Consider the following 14,250-nt stretch of genomic DNA (forward strand, 5'->3'; position numbering starts at 1 on the left):
CGATCAGCGCCCGCGAATCCGAGAGGCGTCGAACGCGCCTGCCTTGATCTGCTCGACGAAGGAGTGCCATGCCCCACGCGAGAACGCGAGCGTCCCGCCGACCGGATCCTTGGAGTCACGGGCCGCGACGAGCTGGTCGGAGTCCAGAGCCGCGAGTTCTACGCAGTCGGTTCCGTCTGTGCCGCTATGGCTACTTTTGCGCCAGTCAAGGCTGGAAGCTCGTTGTTCCGTCATGTACGGGACACTATCCCGTGGAGCAGTTCCCTCGACTGGTCCTTGTCCAGGGCCATCTCCTGGAGCCGATCGAACGAGCGGCAGTAGAGGTCGATCTCGTCCGGTTCCTCGACGTACCAGCTGCGCGTCAGGCTGTGCAGGGCGACGACCTGCAGTTGCGTCTCGTGGCCGAGGTCGAGGATCACGAATGAGCCGTCCACGCCCGGATGGACGCCGGCGGCGTACGGCAGGACGCGGATGTCGAAGTGCGGGAGCCGAGCGGCCCCTGCGATCTTCTCCATCTGCGCGCGCATGGTCTGCGGACTGCCCACGCACTGAAGCAGCGCGCCCTCGCCGATGACGACCGCCATCTCCGGGTGGCCCGCCTGCGCGAGCTGCCTCTGCCGTCTCATGCGGAACTCGACGCCGGTCTCGATGTTCCGCATGTTGGGAAGCGAGGTCCCCGCGCCGCTGATGATGCTCCTGGCGTAGTCCTCGGTCTGGAGCAGGCCGGGAACGAGTTGGGGCTCGAAGGATCGGATGCGGGTCGCGTCAGCCTCCAGGGAGGCGAAGTCGAGGACGCCGGGCTCCAGGCGCTGGCGGAAGTCATGCCACCAGCCGTACTGGCGCCCCTGGCCGACAAGGGCGAGGAGCCGTCCGCGTTCGTCCGGGTCGGACACTCCGTACGCGTCGAGGATGTACGCGAGATCACGGGGACGGATGGACTGGTACCCGTTCTCGAACGCGCTGAGCGACGAGGCCGAGCGATCCAGGAGCCGACCGGCGACCTCCTGGGTCATGCCGCGCTCCTCGCGGTAGCGCCGCAGCGCCTCACCGATCTTCCGACGGCGATAAGCCTTCCGATTGTCAGGGGGCATGACCTCACCCTTCTTACACTCCGTACGCGCGTCAATCGCTTCCGTGAACTGTGGAATTTCAGGTTTTCGAGATGCCGGGAACCAGAACTCGACGGCCGCCTCCTGCGCATTGTCTCGATCACGCTCCGCAAGGATTCTTGCCGTGAGTTCAACGGGAGGAGTGGGTGATGGGGGCATGTGGGGCGCGGTACGGGCTGCTCGTGCGGCTCGCCTGGGAGTTGCGGGCGGTGCTCGCGTCGGCGGTGCTGGTGTTCCCGTACTACGCGGAGGCCGTTCTGTACGTGCCGTGCCGGGACGGGCGGCGGGAGGCCGTCCTGGCGGTGCAGCGGGACGGGCGGTGGCTGCTGGTGTGGCGGGGCGGCGAGCTGGAGGCCGACCGGCTGGACGTGGTGGCGCGCAGGATCGCGGCGGAGGCTCGGGCGTGAGCGGGCTGCTGGGCGAGGTGGCGCTGCCCGGGGTGGAACGGTCCGCGGCGCAGGCCCGGAGGTTCCTGCGGGAGACGCTCGTGCCGGAGCATCTCGGGCGGGACGGCGAGGTCCTGTACGAGATGGCGCTGGTCGTGGACGAGCTGGTCGGGAACGCGGTGCGCCACACCGCCTCCGGGCGCGGCGGGAAGGTCACCGTCAGGGTGTACGGCGGGGGCGGGCTTCTGCGGGTCGAGGTCGGGGACGATGGGGCGGGCGGGGCGCGGCCGGCGGTGCGGGGCGAGGCGGGCGGCGAGTCGGGGCGGGGGCTGCGGATCGTGGACGCGCTCGCCCTGCGCTGGGGGTACCGCGCCGAGGGTGTACGGACCGTCGTGTGGGCCGGGTTCGTCAGCGGGTGAGGCGGGCGGCGACGGTGGGGAGGAGGCGGAGCGCGTTGTGGCGGTTGATCGCGGCGCGGGCCGGCGGGGTGAGGGCGGGGTCGCGGTCGAAGGCGCGGCGGGCGATGGCGACCTCGGAGGCGTTCACCTGGGGCCAGTCCGTGCCGTACAGGACGCGGTCCGCTCCGGCGGCCTTCAGCAGGGTGGGCGAGGCGTACGGCGACAGGGGCAGGGCGGTGTCGTAGTGGAAGCGGCGGAGGGCGCGGCGGAAGGCGTCCGGGGAGGGGCCCTCGCCCATCCGGCCGGCGCGTTCGGCGCGGCCTCCGATGTACGGGAGGAAGCCGCCGCCGTGGGACAGGATGATCGACACGCGGGGGTGGCGGTCCAGGGTCCCGGAGCGGATCAGGTCGAGGGCGCAGCGGGTGGTGTCGAGCATGAAGTCGGCGACGGAGTTCTCGATGCCGGGGAGCGGTTCGGGGTCTTCGGGGAGCGCGTCGGGGTGGGTCATGACGACGGCGCGGCGGCGGTCCAGTTCGGCGAACAGCGGGTCGAAGGCCCTGTGGCCCAGGTAGCGGCCGCCGGCGGTGTTCATCATGAGGACGCCGTCGGCGCCCAGCTCGTCCAGGGCGTACGCGGCCTCCTCCAGCGCCACGTCGACGTGGAGGAGCGGCAGGTACGCGAAGAAGCCGAAGCGGCGGGGGTGGTCCCTGACCAGGCCGGCGAGGGACTCGTTGAACGTGCGGGCGCCGGAGGCGGCGAGGGCCCTGTCCTTGAAGACGAAGGACGGGGCGGGGGCCGAGGCGACGCCGAGGGCGATGCGGTTGGCGTCCATCGCGTCGAGGGTCTCCCCCAGGTCCCAGCGGCCCCAGCGGGGGCCGCCGCGCGGCGGGAGCAGGCCGTGCTCGATCGCCCACCGGCGCATGTCCGGCGGCAGGGCGTGGTGGTGGGTGTCGATCCGGCCGGGGCCGTGGGCGGCGGCGGGCGCGGCGGCACCGGCGGCGGCGCCGGCGGTGGCCAGGGCGCCCGCGCGGAGGGCGGTACGGCGGCTGATCCGCATGGGGACTCCTCAGGGTCGGCTGATTAGGAGTTTTGCAAGATAGTCTCAAGTGAGACAATCCAGCCTGCCCCCTATTGCGAGGTGGCGCCTACCCCACCGTTCGGCGTTCCGCGGCGCGCGTCCTTCGGCCGGCGTCGAAACGTCCCCGGCGTAGCGTCGGGACATGACCTTTCGCGACCTGCACCTTGGGGACCGCCCGCTGCTCCTGCCGAACGCCTGGGATTTCGCCAGCGGCGCGGCGCTGGCCGAGGCGGGGTTCCCGGCGATCGGGACGACCAGCCTTGGAGTCGCCGCGGCGGCGGGCCGGCCCGACGGCGAGAACGCCACCCGGGACGAGACCGTGCGCCTGGCGCGCGCCCTGGTGCGGCTGCCGGTCCCGGTCACGGTCGACGTCGAGGGCGGCTTCTCCGACCGTCCCGGGGAGGTCGCCGCGCTGGCCGGGGAGCTGGCCTCGTACGGCGTCGCCGGGATCAACATCGAGGACGGCCGCGCCGACGGCTCCCTCCGGCCGGTGAAGGAGCACGCCGCCCTGGTCGAGGCGGTCAAGGCGGCGGCCCCGGACCTGTTCGTGAACGCCCGTACCGACGCGCACTGGCTGCCCGGGCACGAGGCGGAGGCGCTGGACCGGGTGCGCGCCTACACGGCCGCCGGCGCCGACGGGATCTTCGTCCCGGGGATCGCGGCGGAACGGGACGTGCGCGGCGTCGTGGCGGCGACTCCCCTGCCGCTGAACGTCCTGTTCCTCCCGGGAAGGACGGCCGTGGACGAGCTGGCCGGATGGGGCGTCAGGCGCGTCAGCTACGGCTCGCTCCTCTTCCGCGCGGCGCTGCGCGCGGCCGTCACGACGGCTCTGGAGCAGGCCGCCCCGGCGGGCGTGCCGTCCTACGCCGACGTCCAGCGGCTGGTGGCGGAGACGTCCTAGCGGCGGGTCAGGACGGCGGCGAGGCGGGCGAGGGGCGAGGTCTTCGGGGAGGCGGACGAGCGCTCGTGGGCGTCGGCCGCGCGGTAGAGGGCGTAACCGGCCTGGATGCCGAGCCAGCGCAGCGGCTCGGGTTCCCAGCGGCGGTTGCGCCAGTGCACCCACGGCAGCGCGGTGAGCGGGGTGTCGTGTTCGAGGAGCAGGTCGCGGAGGGTGCGGGCGGCGAGGTTGGACGCCGTCAGCCCGCTGAGGGCGAAGCCGCCCGCGTGCCCGAGGCCGGTGCGGTGGTCCAGGGTGACCGACGGGCAGCGGTCGCGGGGCACGCCGAGCAGCCCCGACCAGGCGCCGGCGACCGACGCGGCGGACGCGGCCGGGAACATCGCGACGAGCGCGCGCCAGAGCGCCGCCACGGCGCCGGGATCGGTACGTCCCGAGTCCGCCACCCGCGACCCGTAGCGGTACGGGCGGCCGCGGCCCCCGACGGCGACGCGGCCGTCGGCGGTGCGCTGGAGCCGGACGCCGGCGTGCGCCAGGTCGGCGAGCAGCTCGGCGCCCTCCCAGCCGATCTCCGCCCAGGACCCGGCCGGCAGCGGAGTGGTGACGATCATGGAGGTGGTCATCGGGAGCCAGTCCCGGTGGTGGCCCTCCAGGGCGGCGGTGAAGCCCTCGGTGGCGCGGATGACGTACTCGGCGGCGACCGTCCCGTGCGGGGTGGCGGCCGCGGCGGGCGAGACGCTGGAACGTGGGCGGATCCGCAGCACGGGAGTGTGCTCGTAGATCTCCACGCCCAGGCCGGCGGCGGCCCGCGCCAGCCCCCTGACCAGGGCGGCGGGCTGGACGCGCGCGCCGTGCGGGCTCCACGCGGCGCCGGCCGCGCCCGCGACGTTCACCCGGTCGAGGGTGTCGAGGTGCAGGTCGCGCTCGGCCCAGCCCCACGTGCGGCTCAGGCGTACGTGGGTCTCCAGGCGGGCGAGCTGCGCGGGGTTGCGCGCGACGTACAGCAGCCCGCTCTTGAGCAGGTCCGCCTCCACGCCCTCGTCGACGGCCACCCGGACGATCTCGTCGACGGTCTCGAACAGCGCGCGCTGTAAGGCGATCACGGCGAACCGGCCGTGCCGCCGGGCCAGCCGCGCGCACGCGGCGGGCGACTCCCCCGACAGGCGGCCGCCGCCGGCTCCGGAAGCGCCGTGGCCAGGTGTGCCCCGCTCCAGGACGACGACGCGCAGGCCGGGATCGGCGCGCTTGAGATAGTAGGCCGTCCAGAGGCCGGTGCAGCCGGCGCCGACGACGCACACGTCGGCCGTCATCGGGCCGGGGAGCCGCTCGCCGGGCGGCGCGTCGCCGAGCGCCCGCGACCAGTACGGCGTCCCGCCAGCGTCGAAATCGGGAGCGAGGGGGACACTGGGGACATCCATGGCCTCATCCTGCTGCAAAGCGCGGGACGCGACGATGGACTTGTGCACTCCCGGCCGGGTTCGCTCCCGGCCGCGTTCACTCCCAGGCGGGCGCGTCCTCCCCCTCCGGCACCGCCACCCGGAACACCCGCAGCTGGAGGGCCACCGCTGCGTAGTAGCCGACCAGGGTGACCAGCTCGACCACGGCGGGACGGCCGAGCGTCGCGACTGCCTCGGTGTAGACGGGGTCGGCGAGGTCGCCGTCGTCCATCAGCTGCCGCGCCGCCTCGTACACCACCCGCTCCCGCGCGTCGCCCAGTAGCGGGGCGCGCCCGCCGCGCAGCGCCGCCAGCTCCTCGTCGGTGAGGCCGGCGCGGCGGCCGATCCGCTCGTGCGCGTACCACTCGAAGTCCGAGCGCCGGTGCGCCGCCACCACGAGGATCGCGATCTCGCGCTCGCGCTTGGTGAACGCCGTGCGGAACCGCAGCGCGGCGCCCAGCTCCTGGAGCGGCAGCCCGACGGCCGGGCTGTAGAGCATCGCGTTGAACGGGCCGAGCAACCGCCCCTCCTCGTCCATGTAGCGCAGCGGGGACGGGCCGTCGCGGCGCGGGCCGCCGGTGATCGCCTGGTACACCTCCCGCTGCTCCTCGCCCAGGACCTCGGGCTTCAGCAGGGGCAGCCGGTCGTCGCCGGGAGTCCGGCTCGCAGGGTCGATCATGCCTGGCACGCTACGGCCTCGGCCGCGCAGCGCTCAAGCATCGCCGGGGACAGGGTGGCAGGATGTGCGGGTGACCGGCATCTACGACGATCCCTGGGCCTACCAGCTGGCGTGCTCGTTCCGTGCGGTGCCGCCCGAGGTGGACGCGCTGCTCGGCTGGTGCGCGCGGCACCGCCGCTCCCCCGGCCCGGTCCGCCGCGTCCTGGAGCTGGCCGCCGGTCCGGCCGAGCACGCCGTCGAGTTCGCCCGGCGGGGCGTGGCCGCGACCGCGCTCGACATCCATCCGGCGATGTGCGCGTACGCGGCGGAGCGCGCCGCGGCCGCCGGGGTGGAGCTGGAGGTCGTCCAGGAGGACATGACCGACTTCGCGCTCGGCCGCCGGTTCGACCTGGTCGTGACGATGCTCGACTCGACCTCCCACCTGATGACGCTGGACGCGTTCACCGCCCACCTGGACCGCGCCGCCGAGCACCTCGACGGCGACGGCCTCTACATCGTGGAGATGGCGCACCCGCGCGACCGGCTCGGCGCCGAGCCCAGCGTGAGCGGCGGGTGGACGGTGGAGCGCGCCGACGCGCGCGCCACCGTCCGCTGGGGCGAGCCCACCGACCTGCTCGACCCGGTCACCCAGGTCTCCGACGACCACGTTACGATGGTCATCGAGGAGGGCGAAGGGCCCGCCCGGGTGCTGCGGGACGTGGTGCCCTACCGGTTCTGGAGCGCGACCGAGGTGGACGCGGCCGTGCGCCTGTCGGGGGCACTGGAGCCGGTCGCCCGGTACGGGGACTTCGGCGAGGTGGCGGTGACCGACCCCGAGGCATGGCGCATGATCACGGTGTTCCGCCGGGCCCGCTGACCGGTCACGGCGCCGGGGCCCAGCCGGGCATCGGGTGGGCGGCCAGCAGCTCGCGGATCTCCCCCGCGACCCGTTCCCGCTCCCCGCCCTGCTCGTCCTCGCCCCGCGCGGCGGCCTGGACGACGTCGTCGATCCACGCGGCCACCTGCGGCATCAGGTCCGGGGTGAGCCCGCGGGTGGTGATCGCCGCGGTGCCGATCCGCAGTCCCGAGGGGTCGAACGGCTTGCGCGGATCGAACGGCACCGCGTTGTGGTTGAGCTCGATCCCGGCCGCGTCGAGCGCCTTGGCCGCGGGCTTGCCCGGAACGCCCTTGCCCGTCAGGTCGATGAGGATCAGGTGGTTGTCGGTGCCGCCCGAGATCAGGTCGAAGCCGCGCTCCACCAGGGCGGCGGCCAGCGCCTTGGCGTTGGCGACGATCCGGTGCGCGTAGTCGGCGAACTCCGGCCGCGCCGCCTCCCGCAGCGCGACCGCGATGGCGGCGGTGGTGTGGTTGTGCGGGCCGCCCTGGAGGCCGGGGAAGACGGCCTTGTCGACCGCGGCGGCGTGCTCGGCGGTCGCCATGACCATGGCGCCGCGCGGGCCGCGGAGCGTCTTGTGCGTGGTCGTGGAGATCACGTCGGCGTGGCCGACCGGGGACGGGTGCGCGCCGCCGGCGATCAGGCCCGCGATGTGCGCGATGTCCGCGGCGAGCACGGCGCCGGTCTCGCGGGCGATCTCGGCGAACGCGGGGAAGTCGATCGTGCGCGGGATCGCGGTGCCGCCGCACCAGATCAGCCTGGGCCGCTCCTTGAGCGCCAGGTCCCGGACCTGGTCCATGTCGACCCGGCCGGTGTCGGCGCGCACGTCGTACCGGACGGGGCTGAACCACTTCCCGGTCGCCGACACCGGCCAGCCGTGCGTGAGGTGGCCGCCCATCGGCAGCGACAGGCCCATCACCTTGTCGCCCGGGTCGAGGAACGCCATGTAGACGGCGAGGTTGGCGGGCGAGCCCGAGTACGGCTGGACGTTGGCGTGCTCGGTGCCGAACAGCTCCTTGGCCCGCTCGATCGCCAGCAGCTCGACCGGGTCGACGAGCTGCTGGCCCTCGTAGTAGCGGCGGCCCGCGTACCCCTCGGAGTACTTGTTGGTCAGCACCGAGCCGGTGGCCTCCAGCACGGCGGGCGAGACGTAGTTCTCCGAGGCGATGAGCCGGAGCTTCTCGAACTGGCGCCGGGCCTCGGCCTCGACGAGCCCCGCCAGATCGGGGTCCTGCTCGCGCAGGTGGGAGAGGGACGGCTGGTGCATGGCGGCCTCCGCACTGGTCGCGCCGGCGGTCCTGTGCGCGCGGACCCCCCGCTGAGGGGCCCGTACACCCAGGCGCGCGGTGTGCGGACTAGCTTCGCTCCCCGGTGGTCGTCTCCACCTTGACTGCGCCAGTCGCGTCCGGCAAGCATACCCGCGCGCTTCGCCGGGGCCGGCGGAACGGGCGGACCCGGCCCGGTACGGACACCAGGACGAGGCCGCCCAGCAGGAGGAGGCACCCGGCGGTGGTGGCCGCCGACAGCCGCTCCCCCAGCACGGCCAGGGCCAGGACGGCCGCGACCAGCGGCTCCGCCAGGCTGAGCGTGCCCGCGGTGGCGGCGGTGACCCGCCGCAGCCCGATCACGAAGCACATGTACGCGACCGCCGTCGTGGCCGGGCCCAGCCAGGCCACCAGGGCGAGGGAGCGGCCGCCGGCCAGCTCGGCCGCCCCGTGCAGCGCCCAGGGAAGCAGCAGCGCGCCGCCGGCCAGCAGCGTCACCGCGACGGCGGCCGCCATGTTCACCCCGCGCTCGCCCAGGATCTTGGCCGACACGGTGTAGACGCCGAAGCAGCACCCGCCGACCAGGGCGAGCGCGAGCCCGAGCGGATCGAGCGCGCCGGTGAGGCCGGGCACCATCAGCAGCGCGCAGCCGCCGACCGCGCAGGCCGTGCCGGCCGCCCAGCGGCGGCTCAGCCGGGTGCGCAGGACCAGGCGCTCGCAGACGCCGGTGGAGACCGGCACCAGGCCGAAGACGATCGCGGTGGCCACGGCGGCGCCGGTACGGTCGACCGCCGTCAGGAACGCGGCCTGGAACGTCCCCGTCGCCGCGGCGGCCGCGAGCAATGGCAGGCGGGCCGGCCCGCCGAGCCCGCGGAACGCCCGCGGCGCCGTCGCGAGGACGAGCGCCGCCAGCAGCAGCCCGCCCGACAGGATGCGCGCGGCGCCGAGCGTGACCGGCGGGGCCGGAGAGTCCGCCAGCACCTGCGCCGGCCCGACCGTCCCCCAGAGGACGCCGGCGGCCAGGACGAGCAGGACGCCGGAGAAGCCGTTTCGTTGGTCCATGCCCGCAACGCTAGGCAAAAGTGCGGAGCGGGCGTTCAGAATCCGTAATTCGTTCGGTTCGGGCGGCGGAGCCCGGCTGTTGTACGGCGAGAAGGCCGCGAGCCGCCGCTCAGCCGTACGGGCTTCGACGATCCCGGCGTTCCGGCGTGGGAAGTTCGGACTGCTCGGCGGGCTGCACGTAGTCGTACACCACCGTCGTCCGCACGTCCACGAACTCCTTGCGCCGCGCCAGCCGGTCGAGGACGAAGTCCCGCAGGTACTGGGTGCTGGGCACCGCCACGTGCACCAGGATGTCCTCGGCGCCCGTCACCACGAACACGCCCAGCGTCTCGGGCATCGCGGCCATGTGGTCGCGGGTCGACTCGATGGCCTCCCGCGACTGCGGCCGGATCCGGATCGAGATCAGCGCCTGCACGCCGCGGCCCAGCGCCTCCAGGTCCACCCCGGCGTGGAAACCCGTGATCACGCCGCGGGCGCGCAGCGCCCGGGTGCGCTCCAGGGCCGTCGAGGGCGCGATGCCCACCGCGTCGGCCAGTTCCCGGTTCGTCTGCCGACCGTCGCGCTGCAGCCGGCGCAGGATCGCCTGATCCACCGCGTCCATCGAGCTCATCTCCGAATTTTATGCGGCGTTCGGCCCCGGCCGCCGGAGCGCGCCCGTACCGCCGCGGGCGGCCAGGCTGACAGTTTGCTGAAGATCAGGTGTCATCCGTCCCGTTCGCACGGATTTGACAGATCGCGTCGACTACTGTCGGCGTGCCATGCAAACCGGACATCCCGCCCCAGACGCCCCTGCCGCGGCACAGGCCGCGGGCGCGGCGCCCATCCGGCTGGGATGGCTGGACGGGCTGCGGGGCATCGCGGCGCTCGTCGTCGCCGTGCACCACGGCTGCTACCACTACCTGCCGCAGTTCCGGCACGAGATCCTGCGCTGGGTCGATCCCGGGCACGCAGGCGTCCTGGTCTTCTTCCTGGTCAGCGGCTACATCATCCCCGCCTCGCTGGAGCGGAGCGGATCGCTGCGGCGGTTCTGGATCGGCCGGCTGTTCCGCATCTACCCGCTGCTGCTGGCCGTGCTCGCCGTGACCCTGCTGGTCGCGCTCGCCGGCCTCACCCCGCTCCGGCAGGGCCTCGGAACCGACTTCGACCCGCTGGGCGCCGCGCTGGCGCACCTGACGATGATGCAGGACCTCCTCGCCGTCCCGAGCGCCCTGAACGTCCTGTGGACGCTGTCGTACGAGATGGCGTTCTACCTGCTGGTGGTGGCGCTGTTCGCGGCCGGGCGGGCGAACCGCCACTCGGCCACCGTCGCGGCCGTCCTCGCGCTGGCGTCGCTGAGCCTGGCGCTGCTGCTGCCCAGCGCGGCGCTGTCGGCCCGCTACGGCGTCGCCCCGGTCGCGGTCGCCGCCTTCGCGATCATGGTGGCGGCGATCTGGGCCGCCTGCTCCGCGCGGACCGCCGTGAGCCGTGCCGGGGCGCTGCTGGGCGGGGCGCTCGCGGCGGCGCTGGTGCTCCTCAACGGCCGCGTCGAGCCCTGGGAGGGCCTGATGCTGCTCGGGGTGATGTTCGCCGGCACCGCGATCCACCGCGCCGAACGGCGCCAGATCCGGGTCCGCGCCGCCGCCGTCGCCGCCGGGGCCGTCCTCGTCGCCGCGATCGCGGGCGGGCTGTGGCACCTGCGGGTCTGGGCGCCCGGCCAGAGCGAGGAGATCCTCAAGCGGTCCTGGGTGATCACGATCCTGGTGACCGCGCTGGTGTTCGCCGCCGGCATGGCGCTGCGGCACCGCGCCGTACCGCGCCCGCTGGCCCGGCTCGGCGTGATCAGCTACTCGGTGTACCTGATCCACCCGGTGCTGCTGATGGGCCTCGACCTCACCATCGGCCGCCCCGACCGGGACGCGCCCTGGCTGCTGGTCCCCTACCTGATCCTGGTGCTGGTGATCAGCGAGCTGACGTACCGCGCGGTCGAGGCGCCCCTGCACCGCTACGGACGCCGCCTGGCCCGCCGCGCCGCGCCGCCGCGGGAGCCCCTGGAACGCATCGAGCCCGGTCCCCACTCGGGGAACCGGGCCGTGCACGCCACACGCTAGAGCCGGAGGCCGTCAGACGCGGCCGGCGGACTCCATGGCGGCCTTGACCGCGGCGCGCTTCTGGCGGAGCTTGGCCAGCGCCTCCTCGAGGATGGCCTCGCCGTCCTCGTCGCTGCGCCGCTCCTTCACGTACGCCAGGTGCGTCTTGTACGGCTCGGTCTTCGGCGGGGCCGGGGGGTTGTCCGAGTCCTGGCCCGCCGGGAACCCGCAGCGGGGGCAGTCCCACGTGTCGGGGACGGCGACGTCGGTCGCGAAGCTGGGGCGGGTCTCGTGCCGGTTGGCACAGTAGAACGTCACCCAGACCCGGGGGGCGGCGTCGCCCCGCTCGGCCTCTCCCATCGGACCGGCCCCGACACGGCTGCCCCGAATCGCGTTGCCACTACCCACGGATTACTCCTCGCTCGTGTGCGCCCCGCACCGCCCTGACCGCGCGGCGGGGGCCCTTTCTCATCTCTGCCTGTACGGCCCGTTCAGCCGACGCCCTTGCTCTTGAACAGCAGCCCGAGGACGATGATCGAGGCGAACCAGATGATCCCCGTGGCGACCGTCAGGCGGTCCAGGTTGCGCTCGACCACCGAGGAGCCGCCCAGCGACGAGGTGACGCCGCCGCCGAACATGTCCGACAGCCCGCCGCCCTTGCCCTTGTGCGCGAGGACGAGGACCACCATCAGCACGCTGGTGAGCAGGAGCACGGCGGACGTTGCGATGATTGCCACTGTTGAGTGCCTCTTCCGGCCGACCCCGCCGAGGCGGGGCGCTTGTTCTTCAAGGGAACGCTGTATTCAGGTTCACGGACGCGGTATGCCGGGCGATCGGCCCGTCAGTACGGAAGGGTACGACGAACTTCCCGCTGGTTCGGCAAGAATCCCCGTACCGCAACCGAATTGATCAGAACCGACCATGCCGGGACCGGCCATGACGGCCGGTCCCGGGCCCGGTCAGACCGTGACCGGCAGGTCCCGGTACCGGCAGATCTTGATGAACTCGCCCGGGTCCAGGCTGGCGCCGCCGACCAGGGCGCCGTCCACATCGGCCTGCGCCATGATCCCGGCGACGTTGCCGCCCTTGACCGAACCTCCGTACAGGATACGCACGTCGGCGGCGACCTCGCCGTCGTACAGCTCGGCGAGCCTGCCCCGGATCGCGGCGCACACCTCCTGCGCGTCCTGCGGGGTGGCCACCTCGCCGGTGCCGATCGCCCAGACCGGCTCGTACGCGATCACCACGGTGCGGGCCTGGTCGGCCGGGATCTTCTCCAGGGCGCCCTCGACCTGGGCCAGCGTGTGCTCGACGTGGCGGCCGGCCTTGCGGACCTCCAGCCCCTCGCCCACGCAGACGATCGGCGTGATCTCGTTCGCCAGGGCGGCCTTGGCCTTGGCGTTGACCAGCGCGTCGTCCTCGTTGTGGTACTGGCGGCGCTCGGAGTGCCCGACCGTCGCGTACTTGCACCGCAGCTTGGCCAGCATCGCCCCGGAGATCTCGCCGGTGTAGGCGCCGGAGACGTGCGGGGAGATGTCCTGCGAGCCGTAGGTGATCCGCAGCTTGTCGGCCTCCACCAGCGACTCGACCGTCCGCAGGTTGGTGAACGGCGGCAGCACGGCGATGTCGACGGCGTCGAAGTCGGCGTCCTTGAGCCCGAACGCCAGCTGCTGGACCAGCTTGATCGTCTCGAAGTGGTTGTTGTTCATCTTCCAGTTGCCGGCCATCAGCGGCCTGCGGCCGGCGGGCTGGGAAGCGGGGTTCTTCGGGGCCATGCGTCAGTCCTCCAGAGCCTGCAGGCCGGGCAGCGCCTTGCCCTCGAGGTACTCGAGGCTGGCGCCGCCGCCGGTGGAGATGTGGGAGAAGCCGTTCTCGTCGAAGCCGAGCGTGCGGACCGCCGCGGCCGAGTCGCCGCCGCCGACGACGGTGAACGCGCCGGAGTCGAGGAGGCCCTGCGCGACCGCGCGGGTGCCGTGGGAGTACGGCTCCATCTCGAACACGCCCATGGGGCCGTTCCAGAAGACGGTGCCGGCGCCCGCCAGGCGGGAGGCGAACAGCTTGCCGGACTCGGGGCCGATGTCCAGGCCCATCCGGTCGGCCGGGATGGCGTCGGCGGCGACCACCGAGTGCTCGGCGTCGGCGGCGAACGCGGTCGCGGCGACGATGTCGACCGGCAGCACGAACTCCACGCCCGACTCCTCGGCCCGGCGCAGGTACTCGCGCACGGTGCCGAGCTGGTCCTCCTCCAGCAGGCTCCCGCCGACCTCGTGGCCCTGGGCCTTGAGGAAGGTGAAGACCATGCCGCCGCCGATCAGGATGCGGTCGGCCTTGCCGAGCAGGTTGTCGATCACGCCGAGCTTGTCGGAGACCTTGGAGCCGCCCAGGACGACGGCGTACGGACGCGCGACGTCCTCGGTCAGCCTCTTCAGGACCTCGACCTCGGCGGCGATCAGCCCCCCGGCCGCGTGCGGCAGCCGCTTCGGCACGTCGTACACGCTGGCGTGCCTGCGGTGGACGGCGCCGAACCCGTCGCCGACGTACGCCTCGGCCAGGGCGGCGAGCCGGTCGGCGAACGCGCCGCGCTCGGCGTCGTCCTTGCTGGTCTCCCCGGCCTCGAAGCGCAGGTTCTCCAGCAGCGCGACCTGCCCGTCGGTCAGGCCCTCGGCGGCGGCGCGGGCGGACTCGCCCACCACGTCGGCCGCGAACGCCACCTCGGCGCCCAGCAGCTCACCCAGCCGCGCGGCCACGGGGGCCAGCGAGAACTCGGGCCTGACCTCGCCCTTGGGGCGGCCGAGGTGGGCGCAGACGATGACGCGGGCGCCCTTGTCGCGCAGCCTCTGGATCGTCGGGACGCTGGCCCGGATCCGGCCGTCGTCGGTGATCCGGCCGTCCTCCAGCGGCACGTTCAGATCCGCGCGGACCAGGACGCGCCTCCCGGCCACGTCCAGATCGTCAATGGTGCGCATCGGAATGCGGTGTCCTTCCGGATACGGGCCCGCCGT

At 73.6% G+C, this 14,250-nt stretch carries 17 protein-coding genes; 5 read left to right on the forward strand and 12 right to left on the reverse strand.

Annotated features, from left to right (window positions below):
* Positions 1–3: 3 nt before the first annotated feature.
* Both ACA361_RS31825 and ACA361_RS31830 read right to left on the reverse strand, forming a co-directional pair.
* On the reverse strand, positions 4–234 hold the full coding sequence (locus tag ACA361_RS31825; protein ID WP_375018151.1) for a DUF397 domain-containing protein: 231 nt from the start codon (positions 232–234) through the stop codon (positions 4–6).
* Positions 231–1,268 carry a helix-turn-helix domain-containing protein gene (locus ACA361_RS31830; protein WP_375018153.1) on the reverse strand — a complete coding sequence of 346 codons (1,038 nt, stop codon included), beginning with the start codon at positions 1,266–1,268 and terminating at the stop codon, positions 231–233. Before ACA361_RS31830 ends, ACA361_RS31825 begins: the two co-directional genes overlap by 4 nt.
* Here ACA361_RS31830 and ACA361_RS31835 point away from each other — a divergent pair.
* Together ACA361_RS31835 and ACA361_RS31840 are read left to right on the forward strand one after the other, a co-directional pair.
* A complete protein-coding gene (locus ACA361_RS31835; RefSeq protein ID WP_366623372.1) occupies positions 1,259–1,516 on the forward strand; it encodes a hypothetical protein in 258 nt (85 codons plus the stop codon). The genes ACA361_RS31830 and ACA361_RS31835 overlap by 10 nt on opposite strands.
* Positions 1,513–1,914 (forward strand): ATP-binding protein, encoded by a 402-nt coding sequence (locus ACA361_RS31840; protein ID WP_375018155.1) that lies wholly within the window; start codon positions 1,513–1,515, stop codon positions 1,912–1,914. The genes ACA361_RS31835 and ACA361_RS31840 overlap by 4 nt, the downstream gene beginning before the upstream one ends.
* On the opposite strand, the gene ACA361_RS31845 is transcribed toward ACA361_RS31840, so the two are convergent.
* Positions 1,904–2,950, reverse strand: coding sequence for an amidohydrolase family protein (locus ACA361_RS31845; protein WP_375018157.1), 1,047 nt, complete (start codon positions 2,948–2,950; stop codon positions 1,904–1,906). The genes ACA361_RS31840 and ACA361_RS31845 overlap by 11 nt on opposite strands.
* Positions 2,951–3,113: 163 nt before the next feature.
* Here ACA361_RS31845 and ACA361_RS31850 point away from each other — a divergent pair, with 163 nt between their 5' ends.
* Positions 3,114–3,872, forward strand: a complete 759-nt coding sequence (locus tag ACA361_RS31850; RefSeq protein WP_375018159.1) for an isocitrate lyase/phosphoenolpyruvate mutase family protein — start codon at positions 3,114–3,116, stop codon at positions 3,870–3,872.
* On the opposite strand, the gene ACA361_RS31855 is transcribed toward ACA361_RS31850, so the two are convergent.
* Positions 3,869–5,284, reverse strand: coding sequence for an NAD(P)/FAD-dependent oxidoreductase (locus ACA361_RS31855; protein ID WP_375018161.1), 1,416 nt, complete (start codon positions 5,282–5,284; stop codon positions 3,869–3,871). The genes ACA361_RS31850 and ACA361_RS31855 overlap by 4 nt on opposite strands.
* Before the next feature lie 76 nt (positions 5,285–5,360).
* Positions 5,361–5,981, reverse strand: a complete 621-nt coding sequence (locus ACA361_RS31860) for a carboxymuconolactone decarboxylase family protein (RefSeq protein ID WP_375018163.1) — start codon at positions 5,979–5,981, stop codon at positions 5,361–5,363.
* A 70-nt stretch (positions 5,982–6,051) separates the two neighbouring features.
* Here ACA361_RS31860 and ACA361_RS31865 point away from each other — a divergent pair, with 70 nt between their 5' ends.
* Positions 6,052–6,837: a class I SAM-dependent methyltransferase gene (locus ACA361_RS31865; protein ID WP_375018164.1), complete on the forward strand. Its 786-nt coding sequence runs from the start codon at positions 6,052–6,054 to the stop codon at positions 6,835–6,837.
* Positions 6,838–6,841: 4 nt separating this feature from the next.
* Here the strand turns inward: ACA361_RS31865 and glyA are convergent, their stop codons facing one another.
* From glyA to ACA361_RS31880, 3 genes are all read right to left on the reverse strand, one after another.
* On the reverse strand, positions 6,842–8,122 hold the full coding sequence (glyA, locus tag ACA361_RS31870) for a serine hydroxymethyltransferase (protein ID WP_375018166.1): 1,281 nt from the start codon (positions 8,120–8,122) through the stop codon (positions 6,842–6,844).
* Between the two features lie 88 nt (positions 8,123–8,210).
* On the reverse strand, positions 8,211–9,182 hold the full coding sequence (locus tag ACA361_RS31875; RefSeq protein ID WP_375018168.1) for a DMT family transporter: 972 nt from the start codon (positions 9,180–9,182) through the stop codon (positions 8,211–8,213).
* 109 nt (positions 9,183–9,291) lie between these two features.
* On the reverse strand, positions 9,292–9,792 hold the full coding sequence (locus tag ACA361_RS31880; RefSeq protein ID WP_375018170.1) for an Lrp/AsnC family transcriptional regulator: 501 nt from the start codon (positions 9,790–9,792) through the stop codon (positions 9,292–9,294).
* Between the two features lie 148 nt (positions 9,793–9,940).
* Between ACA361_RS31880 and ACA361_RS31885 the strand changes: the two genes are divergently transcribed.
* Positions 9,941–11,269, forward strand: a complete 1,329-nt coding sequence (locus tag ACA361_RS31885; RefSeq protein WP_375018172.1) for an acyltransferase family protein — start codon at positions 9,941–9,943, stop codon at positions 11,267–11,269.
* A 12-nt stretch (positions 11,270–11,281) separates the two neighbouring features.
* On the opposite strand, the gene ACA361_RS31890 is transcribed toward ACA361_RS31885, so the two are convergent.
* The 4 genes from ACA361_RS31890 to ACA361_RS31905 form a co-directional block, all read right to left on the reverse strand.
* The gene (locus tag ACA361_RS31890) at positions 11,282–11,656 is read right to left on the reverse strand and encodes an RNA polymerase-binding protein RbpA (protein ID WP_197012671.1); all 375 of its coding nucleotides are present in this window, start codon (positions 11,654–11,656) and stop codon (positions 11,282–11,284) included.
* Positions 11,657–11,739: 83 nt separating this feature from the next.
* A complete protein-coding gene (secG, locus tag ACA361_RS31895; RefSeq protein WP_375018174.1) occupies positions 11,740–11,985 on the reverse strand; it encodes a preprotein translocase subunit SecG in 246 nt (81 codons plus the stop codon).
* 222 nt (positions 11,986–12,207) lie between these two features.
* Positions 12,208–13,023 carry a triose-phosphate isomerase gene (gene tpiA, locus ACA361_RS31900; RefSeq protein WP_375018176.1) on the reverse strand — a complete coding sequence of 272 codons (816 nt, stop codon included), beginning with the start codon at positions 13,021–13,023 and terminating at the stop codon, positions 12,208–12,210.
* Positions 13,024–13,026: 3 nt separating this feature from the next.
* Entirely contained in the window at positions 13,027–14,214 is a 1,188-nt protein-coding gene (locus ACA361_RS31905) for a phosphoglycerate kinase (protein ID WP_375018178.1), read from the reverse strand.
* Positions 14,215–14,250: the final 36 nt, after the last annotated feature.

Source organism: Actinomadura sp. 21ATH, assembly GCF_041951345.1.
Lineage (GTDB): Bacteria > Actinomycetota > Actinomycetes > Streptosporangiales > Streptosporangiaceae > Spirillospora.

Bases quoted from the DNA above. Each gene is read 5' to 3' on its own strand.
- ACA361_RS31825 (WP_375018151.1), bottom strand. From the start codon at position 234: ATGACGGAACAACGAGCTTCCAGCCTTGACTGGCGCAAAAGTAGCCAT.
- ACA361_RS31835 (WP_366623372.1), top strand. From the start codon at position 1,259: ATGGGGGCATGTGGGGCGCGGTACGGGCTGCTCGTGCGGCTCGCCTGG.
- ACA361_RS31830 (WP_375018153.1), bottom strand. From the start codon at position 1,268: ATGCCCCCATCACCCACTCCTCCCGTTGAACTCACGGCAAGAATCCTT.
- ACA361_RS31845 (WP_375018157.1), bottom strand. From the start codon at position 2,950: ATGCGGATCAGCCGCCGTACCGCCCTCCGCGCGGGCGCCCTGGCCACC.
- ACA361_RS31850 (WP_375018159.1), top strand. From the start codon at position 3,114: ATGACCTTTCGCGACCTGCACCTTGGGGACCGCCCGCTGCTCCTGCCG.
- ACA361_RS31855 (WP_375018161.1), bottom strand. From the start codon at position 5,284: ATGGATGTCCCCAGTGTCCCCCTCGCTCCCGATTTCGACGCTGGCGGG.
- ACA361_RS31860 (WP_375018163.1), bottom strand. From the start codon at position 5,981: ATGATCGACCCTGCGAGCCGGACTCCCGGCGACGACCGGCTGCCCCTG.
- glyA (WP_375018166.1), bottom strand. From the start codon at position 8,122: ATGCACCAGCCGTCCCTCTCCCACCTGCGCGAGCAGGACCCCGATCTG.
- ACA361_RS31875 (WP_375018168.1), bottom strand. From the start codon at position 9,182: ATGGACCAACGAAACGGCTTCTCCGGCGTCCTGCTCGTCCTGGCCGCC.
- ACA361_RS31880 (WP_375018170.1), bottom strand. From the start codon at position 9,792: ATGAGCTCGATGGACGCGGTGGATCAGGCGATCCTGCGCCGGCTGCAG.
- ACA361_RS31885 (WP_375018172.1), top strand. From the start codon at position 9,941: ATGCAAACCGGACATCCCGCCCCAGACGCCCCTGCCGCGGCACAGGCC.
- tpiA (WP_375018176.1), bottom strand. From the start codon at position 13,023: ATGGCCCCGAAGAACCCCGCTTCCCAGCCCGCCGGCCGCAGGCCGCTG.
- ACA361_RS31905 (WP_375018178.1), bottom strand. From the start codon at position 14,214: ATGCGCACCATTGACGATCTGGACGTGGCCGGGAGGCGCGTCCTGGTC.